The organism is Bacillus sp. OxB-1 (genome assembly GCF_000829195.1).
In the GTDB taxonomy this organism is placed as follows: Bacteria; Bacillota; Bacilli; order Bacillales_A; family Planococcaceae; genus Sporosarcina.
Genome location: NZ_AP013294.1, coordinates 2,547,113 through 2,570,351, shown reverse-complemented (window position 1 = coordinate 2,570,351; position 23,239 = coordinate 2,547,113). Strand labels below are relative to the sequence as shown.

Below are 23,239 nucleotides of genomic sequence, written 5' to 3'. Positions count from 1 at the left end.
GGCTGGCAACCGAAATCCTTATTTGGCTGATGCCAATTCCATGGCCACATCAATAATCCAATCTTCCTGTCCCGCTACAGCTTGGCGTTTGCCCAATTCCTCGATAATGGCAATCGGCTGCACATTAAATTTTTGGGCAGCTTCTCGTACATGCAGCAAGAAGCTGTTGTAAACGCCCGCATAGCCTGACGCTAAATTATCCCGGTTAATCACAATCGGATACGGCATGATCGGTACAATGACATCTTCTGCCAAGTCCATAAGCGGGGATAAGTGAATATTCGAGTCGATGCCCATTTTATTCAGTACTGCAATGAGAACTTCGATCGGGGCATTTCCCGCACCAGCGCCGAGCCCGCGCAATGTCCCATCAACCATTGAAGCACCTTCTTCCATTGCAGCGAGCGTATTGCCGATCGCCAAGCCTAGATTATTGTGCGCGTGGAATCCGACGGGAATCGTCAAGTCCTTTTGCAGTGCCTGAATCCGTTCCCGAACGGTCAAAGGTACAAGAGCACCCGCAGAATCGACGATATAAACGCTATCCGCACCGTAGCTTTCCATTTTCTTCGCTTCTAAAGCGAGCTTTTCCGGCGAAGCGGCATGACTCATCATTAAAAATCCGACAGCAACCAGACCGCTTTCTTTCGCCTGCTTGAAATATTGTTGTGAAATATCCGCTTCCGTACAATGAACCGCAATGCGGATCACATCGATCCCAATGGCAGCCGCCTCGACAATTTGAGGACGAGTGCCGATGCCTGGCACGAACAGCGAAGCGATCTGGCTATCTCCTTTCGATTCTACTGCTGCTTGAATGAGTTCCCACTCTTCGTATTTCGAAAAGCCTTGCTGTATCGTGGAACCTTGCAGCCCAGCCCCATGGCCGACTTCAATGATGGGCACGTTCGCCTTCGCAAGCCCCATAGTTACTTCTCTGACAAATTCAGGGGAGAACGAATGACTTACGGCATGTGAACCGTCACGTAAAGTTGTATCCGTCACGATGAGATCGGTCATGGCTTGGCGCCCTCCTTCACTAGATGCTCGGCCAATTTTTCACCAACACGCTGGGCGGCGGCCGTCATAATATCCAAGTTTCCAGCGTACGCAGGAAAATAATCCCCTTTCCCTTCCACTTCATTCATAATAATCACTGTATAGCGCTTGCCCCACGGCGTATCCCGCAAATCGATATACGGCTTTCCTTTTAAACGGAAACCCGGCACATATTCTTGTACACGGGCAACCATTTGTTCAATTGATCGTTTAACTTCTTCTTCATCTGTCGCATCTTGCAATACTGCGTAAATGGTATTGTTCATTATGACTGGCGGTTCTGCCGGATTAATGACAGGCAGCGCACGCGCTGTTGCTGCCTGTCCGACTGTCTTCGCGGCATTTGCTGTCGTAATTGTGAATTCATCTAAATTCTGGCGTGTTCCTGGTCCAACAGAGTCGCTTGAAATCGTCGCTATGATTTCGCTATATAATACAGGTGCAACTCGACTAACCGCGTAAATCAATGGCGTCGTCGCCTGGCCGCTGCAGGACACCATGTTGACATTCATTTCATCCAAATGCTCTTCCAAATTGATGCTTGGAATGACATATGGACCGACAGCCGCAGGTGTCAGATCAATCGCGATGATTCCAGCTTCCCTCAGCTTCTTCGCATGTTCGATATGTGCCTGGGCACTCGTTGCGTCAAAGACGATTTGGATATCGCCATGCTCCAAAATGGCATTGATCCCTTCAGAAGATGTGGCGATGCCCCTCTTTCTGGCATGTAGAAGCCCATCGGACTCCGGATCAATTCCGACAACTAATGCCAACTCCAAAAAGCTGTCCTTCTTCAATAACTTCATCATCAGATCCGTGCCGATATTGCCACTGCCTACTATAGCCGACTTGATTTTTCTCATGATGCTTCACCTCCTATTCCTGCACAGCGGTTGTCAATACTTCGGATGGGCTTCCCGTTCCATAGTTCCAGAACGAATCCGGGAAAACCGCTCCAATCCATGTATCGCCAGTACCCGGGACGTCCTTCATTTCCCAAACAAGAGTTTTCCAGTCCGGATCGAATATTAAATAGCCTGCGTCTCCGAACAACTCCACCCGATTTCCGCCTGGCTCATAGGCATACATGCAAAAGGCTTGGCTAATCCCATGCTTATTGGGAGGAATTTCAATAAAGTAACCATAGTCTTTCAAAAGATCAGCGGCATCATATAGATTTTGTGGAACGCCATACCAGTAGCACACATGATGCAGCTTACCTTTAGCTCCTGTTGGCTCTGCCATAAATGCAATTTCATGCACGAGATTGGATACACTATTCCATGTGCCGACTACAAAATCACCGTCTACAATTTTCTCGCGCACTCTGAAACCTAGCACGTCTTGAAGGAATTTCGTATCCGCCTCCGGGTTAGATGACATTAAGTTGATATGATCCAATCGACGGACCGGCACCCCGTGGACAGGCCGTTTTTGGAAGCGCGATAATAAGTTGGAGCGATTGTCTTCTCTGCAATGATAGTATTCAACCTCCCATAAAACTTCCATTCTATGACCGTCCGGCGTTGTGAATTCATAGGCACGGCCATGGCCTGGGGACTCTTCCTTCCATCCGATGCCGTAACCACTTGCTTCGATCGCTTTCACGCGGCGTTCCAACGCTTGTGGGGATGTTGTCCGCCAAGCCACATGGCCGAGTCCAGGATACTCGGACTTTGTAATGATTAATGAGTATTTATAGTTTTCTTCATACGCACGTAAAAAGGTTTGATCACCAATCACTTCTACCACTTCTAGGCCGAGCATTTCAGTGAAAAATTTTACGGATGCTTCCGCTTCCGGCGATAGTATTTCCACATGGGCAATTTGGGCAATATCAAAAGTCGTTTCCACATAGTTTTTCGTCATACAAGCTCCCCCTGTAAACTAGTATATTTTCCACTATAGAAGATTAGCGGTTCTCCATCTTCCGCATGGATAAAGCTAGGTTTTCCTAAAAAGATTGTGTGATCCCCTGCCTGGATCTCTTCCGTAACGTCACAAATGATTTGCACTAATGCCTGTCCGATTAGCGGGAATCCTCGCAACTCATCAAATTCAAAAGGTGTCGTCCCTTTCGTTTGTCCCGCAAAGCGCTTGGAGATATCGATTTGAGAAGCATCCAACACGCTTACCCCAAATTTCCGACTCTTTTGGATAAGTTGAAGCGTCTGTGCTTTTTCCCCAATGGATATCGCTACAAGTTGAGGATCCAACGAAATCGACATAAACCCATTGGCTGTCATTCCGTGAAAAGTGCCATCCACATCTGTCGTAATTACCGTAATTCCTGTCGCGAACTTTCCCATCGCATTTCGAAAAGCTCCACTGTCCATGGCGGTCACCCCTTTTTTGTAAACGCCTTCTTTTTCACGTTGTAGATACGGCTTCTTTCCAAGTTGAATTGGTCCATCCTGATAAGTCATAGTCACTTAATGCTTCATCTACAAACCCCTTGAAATAATCTGCATTCCCTACGCCCATCGCGTGATAAAGCGCCTCCAAACGAATATTCTCGTGATTCCCGGCGTAGTTCACTTCGTATAATTCATGGCGGCCGCCAAATTCGGAACCGATCGCATCCCACACCATTTTCAATAGCTTGACCCGTTCCACAGCTGTGGTATTGGTCCCTTTATAATATTGATCGAGATACGGACGAATTTCGGGGTTGTTAAAATCGGCGGAGCCGGAAGGCAATTGGATCAGGCCTCCTGCGATCACTTGTTCAAAAATATGTTTGATCCGCACCCACACTTCAGGAGCCAGCACACGGTACGCATTGGCGTATTCACCATTCGGCACGAGGACTCCATTGCGTCCAACGTCCGGTTTCATTGCCATAGCTGTCGACAAGGACCAGATCATATTACGCATCGCTACAATTTCACCGATGTTTGCTTGAACTCCTCTGAATTGATGAGTTCCCGATGCTTCTGTCGCTTTTAAGATCAACCCCGTCATGAAATCCAATTTCACCCCAAGCCGTGTGCAGCCATGGAAGCTGAATCGGTTAACAAAATGGGTATGTGCCACAAAATTATTGGAAACCTCGATATTTTGATAGGCCAATACGTTTTCCCAAGGGACAAATACTTCATCCAACACGATGACTGCATCATTCTCATCAAAACGGCTCGATAAGGGATAATCGAATGGTGATCCTTGCCGCAATGCCTGCAATTCGTACGATTGGCGGCTGATCATTTTAACGCCCGGTGCATTCATTGGCACCAGGAATATCAAAGCATGGCTTTGATCGCCGTCTCCCAGATCCTTCGGGCCATAATTCGCTACGAAATTATAATTCGTCAGAGCTGCTGCTGTACCGACCATTTTAGCGCCCTTTACGACAATTCCGTCATCCCGCTCTTTTACCACCCGGACAAAGACATCTTTATTCTCATGTAAGGGCTTGGAACGGTCCATCTGCGGATTAATGACGGTATGGTTGACAAAAGGCAACTCTTTGGAGGCTTTTCGATACCAAGCTCTAGCATTATCCTCGAATCCTTCGTAATAATCGGCATAGCCTTGTAGATGACCAAGAAAAGATGCTTTATAATCCGGCGTGCGCCCCATATAACCGAAATTCATTTTAGACCATTCTGCAATGGCATCCCGTGCGCCTAGCAGGTCCTCCGCCGACTCGGGGGTTTTGAAAAATTTATGCGTCCGATCCCCATACTCATTGACCGTCGTCAAAATTTCCTGTTTTGCGGGATCATGCAGTGAATCATACATGCGGGCATAAGATTTAGCAGCATTCCGATAAGCAGGATGCGTGGTGACATCATCAATTCTCTCACCATTTAAATAAACTACTCGTCCATCACGTAAACTATCCAAATACTGTTGTCCTGTAAACATCCAATTCCTCCTCTTTTTTCAAGTGGTGCACCTTACTGGTTCTTACTATAGAATGGCTTCCGCAAACTCACAATGACACCGCAAGTTGGAATTTTGCGAATATACTGACACGCGGTGTTAATAGTTGCGCAGGGAGAAAATTAGTCCGTCTATTTTCATAGAAAAAAGCCATCCAATCGTGGAATGGCTTTCGATGGCACTATGATATTAAGGTAGCGCAGACTTAAATGTATCGCCTTCTTCCAAATTGCCTGCCTGGAACCCTTTATAGAACCAGCTTCGTCTCTGCTCGGAGGAGCCGTGCGTGAAACTGTCCGGCACGACATACCCTCTTGCCCGTCGCTGGATGGTGTCGTCTCCCACCGCACTGGCGGCAGTCAATGCTTCTTCCAAATCTCCTTCTTCCAGATACCCCAAGCCTTGTGCGTGATGCGCCCAGACGCCCGCCAGATAGTCGGCCTGCAACTCGAAGCGGACGAGGTATTTATTGAACTCCGTTTCGCTCATCTGGTTACGCAACGGCATGATTTCGTCCGAAATGCCGAGCAAAGTCTGGACATGGTGTCCGACTTCATGGGCGATGACATAAGCCATGGCAAAATCGCCGGGTGCTTGGAATTGGTTTTGCAGTTCATTATAGAAACTGAGGTCAATATAGAGCTTTTGGTCGCCAGGACAGTAGAACGGACCTACCGCAGCTGCAGCGGTTCCGCAGGCGGATTGCACACTGTCCGTGTAAAGGACCAGTGTCGGGTTCTTATAAACAAATCCTTTCTCTTCGAAAATGGAAGTCCAAACGTCTTCGGTATCCGCGAGGACGACCGAAACGAAATCAGCCAGCTCTCTTTCCTGTTCGGTCTCTTGGTAGGCGATTTGACTTTCCGTCCCGTTGGAACCTCCCATATTCCCAAGCAGCTCCCCCGGATCGCCGCCTAGGAACATGACGAGGAGCACCAGCACGATGCCGCCGAGTCCGCCGCCGATCATCATTCCCCCGCCGCGGCCTCGCCGATCCTCCACATTCGAACTGCCTCTTCTTCCTTTCCACTCCATGGTCATTCCTCCTCGATCTTCAAATCCAATACATACTTATCATTATTGGTATACCCCGCAAATGATAAAAGTAGTGCATGATTGAATGAAATCGAGGAAAACAGCCCGCTAACGCCAATTCGGACACTCTTCTATCAAGCTCTCGCCAGCATGCGATCCAATGCGGCGATAGCAGCATCCGCCGTATCTTTGTCAACAGTAATGCGATTGACCGGTTCTCCCGCCACAATACTTTCCAAGCTCCAAAGCAGATGTGGCAGGTCGATGCGGTTCATCGTCAAACACGGGCACATGCTCGGATTGAGTGAAATGATCTTTTTATCTGGATGATTCTGAATTAACCGGTTGACGAGGTTCATCTCCGTCCCGATCGCCCACTGGCTGCCCGGTTCCGCGTTTTCGATCGCATCGATGATATATTTTGTCGACCCATTGTCGTCCGACAGTTCAACGACCTCGCGCGTGCATTCGGGATGGACGATGACGCGCATATCAGGATACTCTTCGCGGACATGGATAATATTTTGCACGGTGAAATTCTCATGCACCGAGCAATGCCCTTTCCAGAGAATCACTTTGACGTCTTCCAAACTCCCTTCGTATTCGAGCCGGTTCTGGATTGGATCCCAGACTGCCATCTGCTCCAGCGGGATGCCGAGATCGAACGCCGTATTCCGGCCCAAATGCTGATCCGGCAAGAATAAAATCCGTTCTTTCTGCGTAAACGCCCACTCAACCATCGCATGCGCGTTCGAAGACGTCACGGTCGCTCCTCCATTACGCCCGACAAACGCTTTAATAGCAGCCGTTGAATTCACATACGTCAACGGCACAATCGTCAGATCGAACAACTCGGTCAACGCATCCCACGCCCGGTCCGTCTGGTAAATGTCCGCCATATCCGCCATCGAGCAGCCAGCCCGCATATCCGGCAAATAGACGTACTGCCTGTCTTTCGTCAAGATATCCGCCGTTTCCGCCATGAAATGGACACCGCAGAAGACGATATGCTCCGCTTTGCCATTTGCAGCGCAAAGCTGTGCCAGTTGAAGCGAATCCCCCGTCGCATCCGCGAATTGGATCACTTCATCCTTCTGGTAATGATGTCCGGGAATGAACAGCTTGTCCCCGAGAGTCTGCTTGATTTCCCGGATTCGTTCCTCCATTTGCGATTGGTGCATCTCCCGGTATCTCTCCGGCAGCGTTCCGCCCTTTTTCTCTTCGAAATATTGTAAAATCGACATTCCGATTCCTCCATTAGTCTGTAATGAATGATACATTTGCGCTTAAATCCAGAGCCTTCACTGAATGCGTCAAATACCCAAGTGAAATCATATCGACGCCAGCTTCCGCATAGGAGCGAATATTGTCCTTTGTTATATTGCCGGACGCCTCTGTGATGATGGAATCCGGTACGAGCTCGATCCATTCCTTGATCGTTTCGGGCGTGCAATTATCAAACATGATGATATCCGCTTTTGCATCGATCGCCTCTTTCAATTGGCCGAGCGTCTCAATCTCAACTTCGATCTTGATTGTGTGCCCGAGTGCAGAGCGTACGGTTTGAACAGCGTTCGAGATGGATCCCCCCGCAAAGGCGATATGGTTGTCCTTCAGCATGACCGCATCATATAGGCCATGCCGGTGATTGACCCCTCCCCCGACACGGACGGCGTATTTGTCGAGCATGCGCAGTCCCGGTACTGTTTTGCGCGTATCGCAAACCCGTGCCGCCGTCCCTTCCAGCTGGCGGACGACTGCATCGGTCGCAGTCGCAATGGCGCTCATCCGCTGAATCAAGTTTAAGATGACCCGCTCACTCTTCAGCAAGCTGCGCACAGAACCGGAAGCGATTGCAACCGAATCCCCTTTCGAAATACTGTCGCCGTCCTTCACGGCCATGTTGACGATGATGGTAGGATCGATGATGCGGAGGCCTTCTTCGATAACTTGCATTCCACAGAAAACGCCGGCCTCCTTCGCTTTGATCTCCAATTGCCCCGTCATTTCCGAAGGGAATAAAAAATCCGAGGAGACATCCTGGTCGCCGATATCCTCTATGTAAAATTGTTCAAGCATGGATCGTAATTTGATCGTATTCACAATGTCTGTCCCTCATTTCGAGCCCTTTTTTTGATTGCATGATGTGGATTTTTCCGAAATGCTCCGACTCATCCGGGAAGTCCGAACGAATATGTGCCCCCCGGCTTTCTTCGCGGAGCATGGCCCCCTTGGCGATAAGCTTGGCAGTTTGCAGCATGAAAACCGTCTGAATGTCCTTTTTGGATTTTCCGGCCAATGAGCTGTCTGCTTTATAACTGCCAAGCCATCGATCCAATTCCTCCAGTCCCTTCCGGGAACGGATGATGCCCGCGTGCTTCATCATCTGTCGGCGGAGTTCGTCGGGTTCCGGTAAGAAGTCCGCAGTTTCGTGAGTTGAACGCTGCCTGAGCGGATTAGGGAAAACCGGGGTCTCTTGCAGTTCATTCAAAAATAAAGCAAGTTTTCTTCCATAGTACAAGCCTTCCAATAAGGAATTGCTGGCTAACCGATTGGCGCCGTGGACGCCGGTTGCTGCTGTCTCCCCGATTGCATAGAGCCCCGGCATAGTCGTCCGCCCGACAGTGTCGACAGCGATGCCGCCCATGAGGAAATGACCACCCGGAGCGACGGGAAGCTTGCCTGTTGCGATTGGGATGCCGTTTGCTTCGCATAATTCGGTGATTGTCGGGAACTTTTTTCTAAAACCGGTAATGCCTGTTATATCGAGGAAGACTTCTTCTCCTTTAGTTCGCAACTTGAATAGTTCATGGGCGACGATATGGCGCGGGGCCAGATCGCCGAGGGGATGCTTCCCTTCCATCACCTTCCTGCCCGAGTTGTCCACCAACCGCCCGCCGGCTCCGCGCACCGCTTCGGAAACGAGGCCAACCGTCCGGCCTGCCCCTACAAGCAAGGTCGGATGGAATTGGATGAATTCCATGTCGACGAGTTCCGCTCCTGCCCGGTAGGCGAGCGCGATGCCATCCCCTGTAATGGTCGGGTCATTCGATGTCTGATCATACAGCCCCCCAACCCCGCCTGTCGCCAAAATGATGTGGCGCCCGAAATAGCTCTCTGTGCGGCCGGATTCATCAAGCACTTGAACACCAACGCACCGGTTCGTAGTCGGATCCATCGCCAATTCATACACAAAACGGTTCTCCCGGATGGTGAGACCCGGTCTTTCCATTCGGATCAGATGCTCGGCCAACCATTTGCCCGAGGCATCCCCTCCGCTATGGACAATCCGGTTCCGGCTATGTGCACCTTCCATACCGAGCGCCAACCGTCCATCCGGCCCCTTATCGAAATGCAATCCCTCATGTTGGAGTGCGGAGATGAGGTTTGGTCCTTCCTTCACCAAGTCAGCGACTTCCTTGTAATTGTGGAAGTCCCGCCCCGCTTGGATCGTATCGTTGTAATGAAGAGCCGGCGAATCCCCCTGTCCAACCGCGGCGGCTATTCCGCCTTGTGCACGGTATGTATTGCTAGACCGGATTTCGCCTTTCGTCAATAGAAGAATGTCCATGTCCCGTTTCAAATGATGGGCCAATTGGAGCGCCGCAATGCCGCCCCCTACGATGATGCAATGATACGTCATGTTGTTGACTGCCTCCCGACTGATGTCTTGTCACCTATCTTTACATAATTACTTGAATATGACAAGATGAATTTACTAGATAGCTTGGAGGAATCGACTATGTATTATTTCGACTACGCTGCGAGTACGCCTTTACTCCCCGCAGCATCAGAGGTGTTCTGCACATTATCGGAACGTTGCTTCGGGAACACGAGCAGTCTTCATGACTTTGGAGGAGAAGCGCAAAACGTCCTTGCTTATGCAAGGACGGAGTTGGCGCAGCTGATCGGGGTAGAAGCTGACGGAATACATTTTACGAGTGGTGGAACGGAGGGGAATTTGCTTGCACTCATTTCTTTGGCCACGGCTCAGCAGCATCGCGGCCGGCATATCATCACATCCGCAGGAGAACATCCCTCCGTCGATTCGGCGATGGAATATTTGAAAGCGCAAGGGTTTTCTGTGACGACCATACCTTTTGACTCAAGCGGGACGATTGATGTGGACAAGTTGGCACAGGCGATCCGGGAAGATACGATTTTACTATCCGTCCAGCATATCAATCCCGAAATCGGGACCATTCAACCGATTGAAAAAATTGCCGGGTTAATTGCGGGACGGGGCATTTTATTCCATAGTGATTGTGTCCAATCATTCGGTAAAGTGGACTTGCGACTTTTGGCGAAATGGGTCGATGCGATGACAGTGTCCAGTCATAAAGTATATGGACCAAAAGGAGTCGGCGCGGTATACATCCATCCGAAACATCGCTATTCCCCCGTCTTTCCGGGAGCAGTCCATGAAAATGGATTCCGAGGCGGAACTGTGAATGTACCAGGAATCGCCGCCTTCGTCACCGCGGCGAAGATTACAGTCGACGAGGAAATCGGAAACCCGGCCTATCTTACAATGCGGCAAGTGTTTTATGATAAAATAAAGGATGCACAGGAACTTTTCACATTATATGAAGCCGCCGGGCAGGAGAGGCAGCTTCCGCAAATCATCGGGCTTGGCGTCCACCATGTGGAAGGGCAGCTGATCATGTTGGAGCTTAACCGGCACGGATTTGCGATTTCCACAGGAAGCGCATGCCAAGTCGGGCAGCAACATGCATCCAAAACGATGGTCGCGATGGAAATCGATCCCCAAACTGCGAAAGGATTCATCCGAATTTCATTCGGCCGGGACACGACAGCGGAATGCGTCGATTTGCTGGCAGCCCGCTTGACCGAAGCGGCCCGGCGTCATAGCCCATATATAATAAGATAGAAACAGAGGGGGTGATGGAAATGAATGATAACGGTAAAGTGCTAGGAGAAGAACGACGTGAAATAATTCTTGAGACATTGCGAAAAGCGGATCGGCCGATGACAGGCCGGGAACTCGGCGAGATGACGAGCGTCAGCCGTCAAGTGATCGTCAGCGACGTCACATTATTGAAAGCGAAAAACGAGCCGATCATCGCAACGAATCAAGGCTATCTGTATCTTCATGCACAAGCCGCTCCCCAGAAAATCGAGAAAACGATCGTTTGCCGACATCAGCCGGAGCAGACGGAGGAGGAGCTGAATCTCCTCGTCGATAACGGCGTCACCGTGAAGGACGTTAAGATCGAACATCCCGTCTATGGTGACTTGAGCGCTTCCATCATGGTCTCGAACCGGAAAGAAGTGCAAGCATTCATCCAGGAAATCAATGAATCGAACGCGATTTATCTATCGAAACTGGCGGAGGGCGGCATCCACCTCCACACGGTCATGGCGGACAACGAAGAGCAAATCCGGGACGCGGAAGAGACGTTGCGAAAAGCGGGGATCCTCGTTGAATGAGGGTACGATTTCTTAAAATTTGTACTTGGAATCTCGAAAAGAAGACTTGGTTTAATTTCCAAGGGAGCAGGACTAGTGCCTCAATTGACCTTCCCTGTCGAATACTGTATAGTTTAGACATTCATGTGATGACAATGGATAGGACATCGTATCGCTGAGGAGGGGTAACATGTACCAGGGAAAAGTGAAATGGTTCAGTAATGAAAAGGGTTATGGTTTCATCGAAGCGGATGACGGGGAAGATGTGTTTGTCCACTTTACCGGTATTATGTCCGAAGGATTTAAAACGCTCGACGAAGGGCAAACCGTTTCTTTTGAAATTATTGAAGGAAACCGCGGTCCTCAAGCGGCGAATGTCTTGAAAATGGATGATGAGTGAACGTGAAACGTCCCGCTGAGGTTTTATCAGCGGGATCTTATTTTGTGATTTTATTCATTTCCGAACCGAGGAACTGCAATTGTTCCCCCACCGTGCATGTCGTGATGCAAAATTTATGGGCCTGTGTCTTTCCGTTGTCTTTACTCAATTGTTTCTTTACAAAGCAATCTTGGCAAAAGGTGTCGAGCATTTCATTGATTTCGGTCATGACACTTACTTTGTCCATAACAACCTCCATAAGGCAAGATTCCTCTATTCTAATACGCAACCGAGGAGGTTGCAACTTTCTTCGAGCTACGAGGTGAACCAGATGATTGAATTATACGTCGATGGGGCAAGTGCCGGAAATCCCGGGAAAAGCGGCATCGGTGTCTATATTAAAGGTGAAGGGCATCAAATCCGCATTTCCGAACCGATTGAGCCGACCGACAACCATACTGCGGAATTCCAAGCCTTGCTGCGCGGCCTGGAAGAGGCGGCCCAGTTGACGTCAGGCATGGTAGCGGCGAAGTCCGATTCACAAATCGTCGTCCAGGCAGTGGAAAAGGAGTTTGTCAAAAACGAGAAACACCAGACCTATTTAGCCCGAATTTTGGAAATCGCAAAAGGCTTCGATTATTTTTTCATCAAATGGATTCCCGACGAACAGAATAAAGCGGCTGACGCTCTTGCGCGGCAGGCGGTGCGAAAAGACGGAAAAGGCATGAATTGACCCCTTCCGTCTTTTTGTTATGCTTTCATAAAAGTGACAGTCTGATCTGCCAAATCATATAATGCCCATTCACGGTCACTGACAACCGCTCCAACGTTCACAAGGACTTCCTCCCCGGTAACCGGGTATGGGATTCCGAAATCGATCGGCGTTTCCACTCCACTGCGTCGCAGTCCGGACTTGTGGCTATGGCCGTAAAATACCGGGGTTCGCTCAACATCCGCCCGGATCAGCGACCAAGGCTCCCCGCCCCATTGCCATTGATGGCCATGGACGATTTCTGCTTCCCCAAGCGAAAATGTCTCGGGCATCGTCGCCAACTTTTCACGCAGGACGTCTGCCGTCTCGGTCAACTGGAGGATCCGCTCCTCCTGATTCCCCCGGACGGACAGGAAAGTCAACAACTCCTCAAACCCTTCCGGTAAGAGCATGACGGCCTCCATTTTCGTGTAAGTCTGTCCTTTGACATCCTTCTTGCTGATTGTACATTCGAACAGATCGCCTGTACCGACCCGGATTGCATCTGGCGCTTTCGCTTCGATGTCGTCCAGCACGGCTTCCAAGTCTACCTTGGAAGAATGGATATCTCCAAGCAACGCATATTTCATTACAACTCCACATCCCTTAAGTCAAAGATTCCAATCATCCCTTTTCGACGGGTGCATCCTCTTTTGAAATCCAATCGCTGTAACTTCCGACATAGAGGCGGACATTCGGATAATCGACCTGTTTAAGCATTGCATAGAGCGGAGCGGCAGTTACTCCGCTGCCGCAGTAGACCGTCACTTCCTCCGTAGGATTCACGACAGTCGCCAAGCGGTTTCGGAGTGTATCATCTGCACGGAAGCGGCCGTCTTGCTTCAACTGTTCCCAGTCGAAATTCAATGCGCCGGGAATGCGGCCGGCCACCGGGTCGAGCGGCTCGACTTCGCCACGATACCGCTCCGCAGCCCGGGCGTCGACCAATCGGCTATCCGTCCGACCCGCCACCGTCCGTTCCACGAAATCCCATGAGGCATACAGCTCTTCATTCCAATCCGGCTGCACATCGGTGCGCACCGGTTTCGGTTCCACGTCATCAACCGGAATCCCTTTCGCGCGCAGCTCTTCAAACCCTTCGATTGCGATGACCGCATTTTGGAATCCCGCATAATGGAGGAACCACCAAGCACGGGGCGCAAAAGGGCTCCCTCCTTGGTCGTAGACGATGATCAGATCATCCCGGTTCAGCCCGCTCCTCCTGAACAGCTCCGTCAACGCCTCTTTCTCGGGCATCGGATGGCGCCCGGCTTTCTTTGCCATATCGGATAGATCCTTTTCCAAATCCCAATACAGGGCACCCGAGATATGACTCTCCCCATATTGCCGCCTGCCTTCCCCGCTGTCTTGCAAAGAAAAACGTGCGTCGATCCATTTCGCCTGTTCCGCATTCACCTCATCTACGGAAACGAACACTTTTGCCAATCAAACCAACTCCTCCAACCGCAGTTTTTCGTAAATGGCACGCCATTCGCCGAGCGCTTCCGTCGCTGACAGCAACGTACGCTCGGAAGCGATCTGATCCAAGCTTTGTTTCAATAAATGTTGACGAAGCCCTTCCGCTTCGCTGTCAATCCACGCATCCGCCCATTTCTCCAATTTCTCCTTCTCTTTCCCGAGATAGATGGCGGCATCCTGCTTCATCAGTTCCTCCAACTTTTCCTTCAGCACATCCCGATCGCCTCTTTCGAAGAACGATTTCGCGTTCTTGAACAGTTTATTGACACTGTTGTAGACAGCCGGATCCGGATACGGCATGTCGAATGACAACATCTCGGCATCCTGTGGCTCATACGGCGCCGGGGCGAACGATCCGTCCTTCTCCAACAACACCGCATTTTCCTGGCGCTGCCTGTCTTTCAATTGCTTCACCATGAAATTCAGCATCCGGAGATTCGTCACTTTCAGCTCCTGGGTCAAATCAAACCCGACCATCTGCACCGTTTCCGCAAGCGCATGCTTCAGCGCCCGATCCGTTGAGTAGTTTGCAAATACGGATGGATTGTACGATTCCTTGAAGAAATCGAAGAATCGGAGGAACACCCGCTGCAAAATATAGTAGATCAATTCTCCCAACTCATTATGGGCCGCTTTCGTCCACACTTCCGCAAAATTATAGGAGAAGTGCTGGCGGATTTCCCCTTCCAATCGATCCAATTCCGTCAGGCGCTCCGCTTTCCGTTTCATATTCGTCTCGGTCCGCGTGATGAGGGAGGCAAGACGCTCAATCGTCTTGACAGTCTCTTCTTCCAACGCCTGGACGGCCAAGCCTTTCAAGTCATGCTCTAAGAAATGATGGAATTTCTCCTCGAATGCGCCCATGAGCGGGTCGCTTTGCCCATCCAATTTCGCATCGAGTGCCCGCAAGCTCGAGATGCCATGCACGCGAGGCTTGCGGATGCCGAACTTGTGCAATTCCTCGGCGACGAACGTCTTGACGGCTTCTGCTTCTTCCTCATCATTGGCAAGGTCGATCGCATTGACGATGAAAAACATCTTATCCAGCTCGAATGCGTCTTTCACCCTGCCCAATTGGACAAGGAATTCCCGGTCCGCCCGTGCAAACGCATGGTTATAATACGTAACGAACAAAATGGCGTCCGCATTGCGGATATAATCGAATGCGACATCGGTATGACGGGCATTGATCGAATCGGCTCCCGGCGTATCGACGAGCGTGATCCCTTTGCGTGTCAACTCGCAATCAAAATAGAAATCGATCGACTCGACAAAGCAGCTGCGGTCTTCTTCAGCGACGAAGCGGACGAACTCTTCCCGCTCCACATTGAGCGTCGAACCGAGTGTATCGCGATAGACCGGATAGCCCTTCTGAAACGCCGCGATGAACGCTTTATGAATGTGGAGGTTTTCATCCGCCAACTCGATTGTCAGCGCCTCCTCCGCTTTCAAGAACGCCTCATCCAATGTAGCAACCCGGATTCCGACTTCTTCGAATGACCGACAGACATCCTCCGTCATCCGCTCCTCCGTTTTCAATAAAACATCTGCGGTGTCGTCCGCTTTGCCCGGTTCCACCGGCTTGATGCGGTTGATAGCAGCCGTCGTCGGGTTCGGGGAAACCGGCAGCACTTTTTCTCCAATCAATGCGTTGGAAAAAGAGGATTTTCCGGCACTGAAGGCACCGAACAAGGCAACGGTGAATTCCTGTCCTTCCAAACGATCCGCTTTCCGCTTCAAATACTGGGACATCTCTTGGAATCCTGGAATCCGTTCGACCGACTGGGCAACATGTATCGCATGATCGATCACCGATCCTGAATCAGAAGCCTCCCCTGTCAACACGATGGCTTTCCGATCATCCTGACGACTTTCCTGATCAGGTACAACTTGTTCCATGTCGTCAAGTTCTTCATATTCCGCGATTTCGATGACTTCTTTGTCCTGCCATTGACGGAGCAGCGAATTGCTTTGCTCAACGGCTTGTTTGGATGGATTCGTGAGGTTCGTCTCCAATGACGCGAGACGTTTTCCGACCTCTTCCACTTGGTCGATGGCGAACAATTTCTCCTCGAGCCGGCGTGATTTCTGTTCCAGCATTCCTGTCTTTTCATTTCCCGCTTCGGAAGCGATAGCGGCCATTTCGTTTTTCCACGGTTCGACCATCCGGCGGAAGGCGAGATGGATGGCGGATCTCATGCGATCCGAATAATTCAATATCGCGTCTCCCGTGATCGTCTCCGATACTTGGAACTCTTTTTCGATTTCGCTGAACGGGACGGATAAATCCAGATTATCGATGGCGAGGGAGCGCTCGTCCGTCAAGATTCCCGCTTCCTTCAATGAATTCTTCATCAATGTTTTCAGATGGACTTCGATTTGTGTATGGACGAGCTTCGCCATATTATCGGCCAACGCTTGCTGCCGCCGTTCCCGCTCCTCGGCCGTCTTCTTGGCGCCGAAGAGGAATCCCACTTTAAACCTGGGGGATAGCGACTCCAAATATTCCTTCAACAATTCGCGCGTCTCATAGGGAGTGATGGCGGAACTTTGCAGCAGGCTATCTCGTTCTTTCTCGAATGCGATCGCAAATCCGTCACCCGATAGGCGCCCGAGCATGTTCTTTGCGGCCGCTGCCTCTTCCGCTAATTCCTCCCGCTGCGACCACTCCTCCTCCGATACGATTTCCGAGAAGTTGTTCTTCCGTTCTTCCATTTCGTCCTTCAAAAACTGGATATGTTCATCTTTTAATTTCAACAGCGTCTGTTCCGCATTCGCCGCAAGTTGCTCTTTCCAGTTCTCCATGGAGCCTTCGACGATCGCTTTCACTTGTTCAAAGTCATTCTCCGGCAAATCCGTCCGCTTCAGTGACGTATAGAATATCCCCTTCGGAATAACTCCCCACATTTTGAATGAATCCTCAACGGACTGCTGGAATGCTTCGAACGATAATTCGCTCTCCCGATGCTTGTCGATCTGGTTGATGATCAAATAGACGTTTTCGTTATAGCGCATCAATTCTTTCGTGAAACGGAAATTCAGCTCTGACTGGACATGGTTGTAATCCATCGTATAAAAGACGATATCCGCTAAATGAAGGGCCGATTCTGTCGACAGTCGGTGTGCATCGTCCGTCGAGTCGACGCCCGGCGTATCCATCACCGTGATGCCCTCCGGTAAATTCGATTCCGTATGACCGATTTCAATGAGCGCCACTGCCGCTCCATCCTTACTGAACCTCTTCAACGCATTCGGGAACCCGTGTCCGTTATACTTCACCGCTTTGCCGTCCGTGTAGTGGATAATGGCATAATCGGTGTCCGTCTTCGTCACTTTGACGATATTGGCGCTCGTCGGAATCGGGCTCGATGGTAAAAGATCCCCTCCAGTGAGCGCATTGATCATCGACGACTTCCCGGCGGAAAAATGGCCTGCGAAGCCGATTGTATATTCCTGGCGGAGCAGCTTCTCCGCAAACAGGGCGGCCTTGTTGAACCGCTCTTCATCGTCATTCTCTTTGAATAATTTTCCAAGCAACACCGTTTGCTGTATCAAGTTATCTATCTCTGGCATATCCTGTTCGATCCCTTCATCAATTACTTCTCATATCATACCATTTTTGGCCTTCCAAAGCCGGGCAAATTATTCAAAACATAAATTTACCTTCTTTTCGTTTTCCAATCTTTATTCATGGTATAATCGGACTAGCGAATCTATTCAGAGAGGTGGAACCGAAATGAGTACGACATCCAAAAACGTACAGATGATCTTAAATGGGACGATTTCATCCTTATCTACCGTCATCCCGGTCAAACTGGATGTCCTTCCTCCATCCATGACCGTCCAGCCATATATACAAAAAGAGTTAAGCGTTTTGATTGGCCTAGTCGGCGATATTAAGGGCAGGCTTTTGATCGATGCTTCCGAAAAAGCGATTGACTTGATCGGGCAGGCGATGTTCGGCATGAAAATCGAAGGGGAAATGGTGGAGTCGTTTACCGGAGAACTGGGAAATATGGTCGCCGGAAACTTATGTACTGTGCTCGAAAACGAGGGAGTTCAACTCGACATCTCCCCGCCAACCGTCATGACGGGGCAAACGAAGATGTATGGCTTCAAACAAGCCTTCAATCTACCGATTCAACTCGAGGGCGGCACGATGCTGACCATTTTGTTGACAATTGATGAGGAATGAGTACATAGGCAGCACCAATAGGAAGAGGCAAAGGAAACTAGAATTTCCTTTGCCTCTATTTTTTTAAAAAAGAATTATGCTTGCGCCACCATCGGGACAGGGAAGATTGATTCGATTTCCGGTTTCAGTTGTTGTTCCAACGGATTCAATAACAAATGGACGGTGCCATAATCCTCCGAAGTCCGGATCAAGCGGCCGGCGCCTTGTCGCAGTCGCAGCAACATGAACGGCAAATCGACTTGCCGGAATGGGTCATCTGCATGTTTACGCCGCGCTTCGAATAATGGGTCGGATGGCGGAAACGGCAAGTCGTGGATAATGACGCGCGTCAACGCATCATGCGGGATGTCCAATCCTTCCCATAAATGATATGAACAAAGGAACGCCACTTGTTTCTGCTGGAAGTCCCGTATCATGGAAGATAGTTCGCGCTCCCCTTCGAAAGCAACCCGCTCTTTCCATTCAGCCGGAAGTTGCGCCTGGAACCGGTTCATCGATTGTTCGGATTTGAACAAGATCAATGTCTGTTCCCCGTCTTCCAACAACTCCAGCACTTTTTCCGCTTTCTCGTGGTCCTCCACATCCGTCGAGACGACTTTCATCACTTCATCGTAATCGAATGGGGACTGGACGGAAAACGACAGATAGTCCTCAATACCCAAACCTTCCGCCAAATACGAAAAGTCTTTTCCTACCGAGAGTGTCGCCGAAGAGAACACGATTGGAAGTTTCGAAGAAAACAGTTTTTCTCTCAAAATATCGGTTACCAGCCTTGGCATCACGACAAGGGTCAACTCGCCTTCCCGGTCTTCCAGCCAATCGACCGCATCATTCTGGGAAGTGAACAGATCCATGGAATAGATGTACTGATCGAGATACTCCTCGACCATCTTCAGATCATATTCCGGGATAATGAATAACTCACCTTCAAACACGAATTCTTCCAAAATGGCGTGGGAAAGCCGGACCGCCTCTTTGCCAAGTGCAAGCAGTTCCTCCGACCGACCGATCGCTTTCCGTTCATTATCGGTGAGCTCCACGGAGTCATCCAATTTTTCAAAGAATCTCTCATGGATATCAATAAGATTTTCCATCAGGCCGAGCGTCTTTTCCCGAACACCATCTACCATGATGCGCTCTAATAGATGGAGCAGCGTGCTGTTTTGCACTTCGTATGTCAACGCACGCTGCGCCGAATATTCGAGGAGATGCCCTTCGTCAAAAACAATCATTGAAACCTCGGGCAATAAAGGCAATTGACCTTGCCGTTTGCGCGAGTCCTTCGTCCAAATATGTTCCATATAAAAATCATGGGAGCAGATGATGATCTCCACCGCTTCCCGGTAATGATTGCGATGGAGCGTCTGTCCGCATTTATTGCGCAGATCGCAAGCTTCGCATTGCTGGATCGGATGGTAGTTCACCATTTTCCACTGCGCGTCGCTCAATTCCGGATAATCGGAACGTTCTCCGTACACAGCTGTCGATTGGAGGGAGACATTGCCATGAACGAAATCCGGGAGGGAGTCCTCTACCTGTTCGATGAACTCTTCATTCGTCGTATCCCCCGTCTCTTCCAAACGTTTCAGACATAGGTATTGATCCCGCGCTTTGGCGAGCCGGACATCGATATCTAATTCCAAGGCGTCACTGATTTTCCGGATATCGCCGTCTTCTTTGACGAGCTGGTCGATCAGCGTTTCATCTGCACAGGAAATGAGCGCCGGTTTCCCGGTATACCGGGCATACGCGATGGCCGGCAACAAATAAGCGATCGTTTTTCCCGTTCCGACCCCCGCTTCCGCGAAGAGCACTTTCTTTTCTTTCAAGGCCTGTTCGATTTGAAAGGACATAAAAATCTGTTCATCGCGGCATTCAAACCCTTTTTCGGTCAAATCGTCATACAGCGTATCACCGATCCAATCACTCAATGAATCATAGAATGACTTTTCTTTCGATAAAGGGAATGGCAGTTTTCTTTTCATAGGGGACTCCTTCCTGATTACATGCAAAAGGAAGAGGCACAATCCTCTTCCAACATTTTTATGACTGACGTCGGCCCCAGAACTGGTACAAATCAGTTCGAATGAAGCCGTTGAATAATTTTCTCTTTTTCGTCGCTTTTTTCCCGTACATCGTTTCAAAGTTTTCCAAAGAAGAAAGCATGTAGACGGACCAGGATGGATAATCTTTCATCACATCGCCCAGCACTTGCGCCATTTCTTCCGCCTCTTCGATTTCACCGAGGCGCTCACCATAGGGAGGATTGCCCACAAGGACGCCGTTCAAACCTTCCACAACCAATTCCCGGACATCGCGCTGCTCAAAATGAATGATATCGAGGAATCCCGCTTCAATGGCATTCGTACGAGCGACCTTGATCATCCGCGGATCGTGGTCGAATCCGGATATGGACAACGGCTGATCATAGTTTGCCAAATCCTCCGCTTCCATCCGTACGTCATCCCACGTCTTTTTCCGGATCCACGGCCATTGTTCGCTCAAAAACTCCCGATTATAACCCGGTGCGATATTTTGGCCGATCATCGCCGCCTCAATCGGAATCGTACCCGACCCGCAAAATGGGTCGACAAACGGACGGTCTGGATTCCAGCGTGTCAATTTGACAAGCGCCGCAGCTAAAGTCTCTTTCAAAGGCGCATCCCCTTGGCCGACCCGATAGCCCCGTTTATGGAGTCCCGCCCCGCTCGAGTCGATCGTAAGCGTCACTTTATCTTTCAAAATGGATACTTCCAGTTTGAATAAAGGGCCGGATTCATCTAAGAACCCAATCCGCTTGTAAGCCGATTTAAGTCGCTCCACAATCGCTTTTTTAACGATCGCTTGGCAATCCGGCACACTGTATAAAGTCGATTTCACCGATTTCCCGGCAACCGGAAAAGCCGCGTCGACAGGCAAATAGCGTTCCCATGCAATCGCCTTCGTCCGCTCAAACAGCTCATCGAACGTCGTCGCCTTGAATTCTCCGACAACGATCCGTACGCGGTCCGCTACCCGAAGCCACATATTGGTCTTCGCGATGGCCGTTTCGTCGCCTTGGAAATAGATCTTGCCATTTTCGGTGCTCGTTTCGAATCCGAGCGCCTTCACTTCATCCGCCACGATGGATTCCAGCCCCATCGCGGACGTTGCCACTAATTTATATTCACTCACGCACTTCCCACTCCGTTCCCATTTCGTCAAACATTGCAATGATTTCACCGAGTTCCGATTGGCAAATCGCATCGCTCACATAGCCGCCTTGGGCCAACGCACAGCCCATCGACCGCAGAAGCTTCATCTGCCGGATATGTTCGACTCCATCCGCCGCCACTGCAATGCCAAGACGATTTGCCATTTGAATGATCATGTCGACAATGATCCGGTTCTCATCCGCTTCAAAGATGTTTTGGATGAAGATCCGATCGATTTTAATAGTATCGACCGATATTCTGGATAACAGACCTAAGGAAGAAAAACCGTTCCCGAAATGGTCGATGGCCACAGAAAACCCGACCGCTTTCAAAGCACTCAGTATCTGAATCGAACGCTCGCCGTTCGCCATGACGACACTTTCGGCGATTTCCAACTCAAATTGACGTGGCGATAGCCCGAAACGCCGGATCGTGTTCGTCAATGATTCGATCAAGTTCGGCTGCATGAAGTAGATGGCGGAAATATTGATGGACACCCGCCCCGGGTCGACCCCTTCCGCTTGCATCATCAGGAGATCCTCGCATACTTTTACAAGCGCTATATCGGTAATCGGCACCATCAGTCCCAGCTCCTCGGCGATAGGGGTGAAGTCATCGATGGCTTCCGGTCCGTTCTGGCAGACGGGACAATGGACAAACGACTCGACCCCGACGATGCGACCCGTTGTCATATCGATTTTCGGCTGATACGTCAAGCTGAATTTCCTTTCCTCGATAGCCGTCAAAAGACGGGTTTCCAGTTCAATCATCCGTGTCACGTCGGTTACCAGATCTTCATAGAAAAAAGTGTAATTGTTGCGGCCGCTCCGTTTTGATTCATACATTGCCAAATCCGCCTTTTTCAATAGGTCATCAAGCGATTTTCCGTCCTGCGGATAGAGGCTGATGCCGATGCTGGAGGAGATGAACAGCTCATAGGAACCGATATGATGCGGCCTTTCCAGTTTCTCGAGAATCCGTTCCGCGAAAATGGCGGCTTCCCCGGAATGCTTTAGTCCGGTCAACGCGATGACAAACTCATCGCCGCCGATCCGAGCGATAATATCCTTGTTTTTCAATAATTTCCGTAGCCTTCGGGCGAATTCCTTCAATAATTCATCGCCAATCGCATGACCGAGCGTATCATTAATCTGTTTGAAGCGATCCAAATCGAGGAACAATATGGCGAATATCTTGTCATCTTCTTCACCCGAATTGAACAGCACTTCCATCCGGTGATAGAAGGATTGCCGATTGCCCACCTTCGTCAATGTATCCGTCATGGAGGCGTCCTTTAAATTCTTCAATGCTACTTCGTGGTCGGAAAGGTCGACGAATATTCCCAAATAATTCGTAACGGCCCCGCTGTCGTCCCGGACTTCCATGATCCGTAGCCACTCAGGATAAATCTCACCGTTTTTCCGCCGGTTCCAGATTTCCCCGTTCCATCGCCCTTCCTTATCTAGGACATTCATCATATTCTGATAAAAATGGGCAGTATGTACACCCGATTGGAGAATTCGCGGCGTCTGACCGACTACTTCGTCTCTCCGATACCCGGTCACTTGTTCAAATGCGGGGTTGACGTGGACAATGCGTCTATTTTTATCTGTGATCATAATCCCTTCATCCACGGTCATGAAAACTTTTTCCGAAAGTTCTTTCGGATATTCAGACAGGACTTCAGAGGAAGCAAAGGATTGTTTACTAGAGTTCATCGAAACTCACCCATTCCCTATAACCTAATTCAGAAGATGTAATTGGTACCGGTGTATCTGGTTGCCATCTTGCGTGTTCCGGTGGGAGATTGGAAGGCCCGGTTTCGA

Annotated in this window: 21 protein-coding genes; 5 read left to right on the top strand and 16 right to left on the bottom strand. The window is 49.9% G+C overall.

What is annotated here, in order from left to right; translation table 11 throughout:
• Positions 1–18: 18 nt before the first annotated feature.
• The 9 genes from dmpG to nadB form a co-directional block, all read right to left on the bottom strand.
• Positions 19–1,020 carry a 4-hydroxy-2-oxovalerate aldolase gene (gene dmpG, locus OXB_RS12605; protein WP_041074739.1) on the bottom strand — a complete coding sequence of 334 codons (1,002 nt, stop codon included), beginning with the start codon at positions 1,018–1,020 and terminating at the stop codon, positions 19–21.
• The gene (locus OXB_RS12600) at positions 1,017–1,925 is read right to left on the bottom strand and encodes an acetaldehyde dehydrogenase (acetylating) (RefSeq protein ID WP_041074737.1); all 909 of its coding nucleotides are present in this window, start codon (positions 1,923–1,925) and stop codon (positions 1,017–1,019) included. The genes dmpG and OXB_RS12600 overlap by 4 nt, the downstream gene beginning before the upstream one ends.
• Positions 1,926–1,938: 13 nt before the next feature.
• Entirely contained in the window at positions 1,939–2,931 is a 993-nt protein-coding gene (locus OXB_RS12595; RefSeq protein ID WP_041074735.1) for a catechol 2,3-dioxygenase, read from the bottom strand.
• Positions 2,928–3,398 carry a flavin reductase family protein gene (locus OXB_RS12590; protein ID WP_041074733.1) on the bottom strand — a complete coding sequence of 157 codons (471 nt, stop codon included), beginning with the start codon at positions 3,396–3,398 and terminating at the stop codon, positions 2,928–2,930. The genes OXB_RS12595 and OXB_RS12590 overlap by 4 nt, the downstream gene beginning before the upstream one ends.
• A 34-nt stretch (positions 3,399–3,432) precedes the next feature.
• On the bottom strand, positions 3,433–4,932 hold the full coding sequence (locus tag OXB_RS12585; protein ID WP_041074731.1) for a 4-hydroxyphenylacetate 3-hydroxylase family protein: 1,500 nt from the start codon (positions 4,930–4,932) through the stop codon (positions 3,433–3,435).
• 207 nt (positions 4,933–5,139) lie between these two features.
• Positions 5,140–5,985, bottom strand: coding sequence for a KPN_02809 family neutral zinc metallopeptidase (ypfJ, locus tag OXB_RS12580; protein ID WP_041074730.1), 846 nt, complete (start codon positions 5,983–5,985; stop codon positions 5,140–5,142).
• A gap of 134 nt (positions 5,986–6,119) precedes the next feature.
• Positions 6,120–7,229, bottom strand: a complete 1,110-nt coding sequence (gene nadA / locus OXB_RS12575; RefSeq protein ID WP_041074728.1) for a quinolinate synthase NadA — start codon at positions 7,227–7,229, stop codon at positions 6,120–6,122.
• Positions 7,230–7,242: 13 nt separating this feature from the next.
• Positions 7,243–8,088: a carboxylating nicotinate-nucleotide diphosphorylase gene (nadC, locus tag OXB_RS12570; protein WP_041074726.1), complete on the bottom strand. Its 846-nt coding sequence runs from the start codon at positions 8,086–8,088 to the stop codon at positions 7,243–7,245.
• Positions 8,057–9,628 carry an L-aspartate oxidase gene (gene nadB / locus OXB_RS12565; protein ID WP_041074724.1) on the bottom strand — a complete coding sequence of 524 codons (1,572 nt, stop codon included), beginning with the start codon at positions 9,626–9,628 and terminating at the stop codon, positions 8,057–8,059. The genes nadC and nadB overlap by 32 nt, the downstream gene beginning before the upstream one ends.
• Before the next feature lie 99 nt (positions 9,629–9,727).
• On the opposite strand from nadB, the gene OXB_RS12560 reads away from it, so the two are divergent.
• From OXB_RS12560 to OXB_RS12550, 3 genes are all read left to right on the top strand, one after another.
• A complete protein-coding gene (locus tag OXB_RS12560; protein ID WP_041074722.1) occupies positions 9,728–10,876 on the top strand; it encodes an IscS subfamily cysteine desulfurase in 1,149 nt (382 codons plus the stop codon).
• 14 nt (positions 10,877–10,890) lie between these two features.
• Positions 10,891–11,436, top strand: coding sequence for a transcription repressor NadR (locus OXB_RS12555; RefSeq protein WP_041074720.1), 546 nt, complete (start codon positions 10,891–10,893; stop codon positions 11,434–11,436).
• 169 nt (positions 11,437–11,605) lie between these two features.
• A complete protein-coding gene (locus tag OXB_RS12550; protein ID WP_041074717.1) occupies positions 11,606–11,815 on the top strand; it encodes a cold-shock protein in 210 nt (69 codons plus the stop codon).
• Between the two features lie 37 nt (positions 11,816–11,852).
• Here the strand turns inward: OXB_RS12550 and OXB_RS12545 are convergent, their stop codons facing one another.
• Positions 11,853–12,041, bottom strand: a complete 189-nt coding sequence (locus OXB_RS12545) for a zinc-finger domain-containing protein (RefSeq protein ID WP_041074716.1) — start codon at positions 12,039–12,041, stop codon at positions 11,853–11,855.
• Positions 12,042–12,125: 84 nt separating this feature from the next.
• Here OXB_RS12545 and OXB_RS12540 point away from each other — a divergent pair, with 84 nt between their 5' ends.
• On the top strand, positions 12,126–12,527 hold the full coding sequence (locus tag OXB_RS12540; RefSeq protein WP_041074714.1) for a ribonuclease HI family protein: 402 nt from the start codon (positions 12,126–12,128) through the stop codon (positions 12,525–12,527).
• Between the two features lie 17 nt (positions 12,528–12,544).
• On the opposite strand, the gene OXB_RS12535 is transcribed toward OXB_RS12540, so the two are convergent.
• The 3 genes from OXB_RS12535 to OXB_RS12525 are packed head-to-tail and all read right to left on the bottom strand — an operon-like array spanning position 12,545 to position 17,597.
• Complete coding sequence (locus tag OXB_RS12535) at positions 12,545–13,135, bottom strand: metallophosphoesterase family protein (RefSeq protein WP_041074713.1); 591 nt, start codon at positions 13,133–13,135, stop codon at positions 12,545–12,547.
• Positions 13,136–13,169: 34 nt separating this feature from the next.
• On the bottom strand, positions 13,170–13,982 hold the full coding sequence (locus tag OXB_RS12530) for a sulfurtransferase (RefSeq protein ID WP_041076745.1): 813 nt from the start codon (positions 13,980–13,982) through the stop codon (positions 13,170–13,172).
• A gap of 9 nt (positions 13,983–13,991) precedes the next feature.
• A complete protein-coding gene (locus OXB_RS12525; protein ID WP_041074711.1) occupies positions 13,992–17,597 on the bottom strand; it encodes a dynamin family protein in 3,606 nt (1,201 codons plus the stop codon).
• A 163-nt stretch (positions 17,598–17,760) separates the two neighbouring features.
• Here OXB_RS12525 and OXB_RS12520 point away from each other — a divergent pair, with 163 nt between their 5' ends.
• The gene (locus OXB_RS12520; RefSeq protein ID WP_041074710.1) at positions 17,761–18,219 is read left to right on the top strand and encodes a chemotaxis protein CheX; all 459 of its coding nucleotides are present in this window, start codon (positions 17,761–17,763) and stop codon (positions 18,217–18,219) included.
• A gap of 74 nt (positions 18,220–18,293) precedes the next feature.
• On the opposite strand, the gene OXB_RS12515 is transcribed toward OXB_RS12520, so the two are convergent.
• The 3 genes from OXB_RS12515 to OXB_RS12505 are packed head-to-tail and all read right to left on the bottom strand — an operon-like array spanning position 18,294 to position 23,131.
• Positions 18,294–20,204 (bottom strand): ATP-dependent DNA helicase, encoded by a 1,911-nt coding sequence (locus OXB_RS12515; protein WP_041074709.1) that lies wholly within the window; start codon positions 20,202–20,204, stop codon positions 18,294–18,296.
• Positions 20,205–20,262: 58 nt separating this feature from the next.
• Entirely contained in the window at positions 20,263–21,393 is a 1,131-nt protein-coding gene (locus OXB_RS12510; protein WP_041074707.1) for a THUMP domain-containing class I SAM-dependent RNA methyltransferase, read from the bottom strand.
• The gene (locus OXB_RS12505) at positions 21,386–23,131 is read right to left on the bottom strand and encodes a putative bifunctional diguanylate cyclase/phosphodiesterase (protein ID WP_041074705.1); all 1,746 of its coding nucleotides are present in this window, start codon (positions 23,129–23,131) and stop codon (positions 21,386–21,388) included. The genes OXB_RS12510 and OXB_RS12505 overlap by 8 nt, the downstream gene beginning before the upstream one ends.
• Positions 23,132–23,239 lie beyond the last annotated feature (108 nt).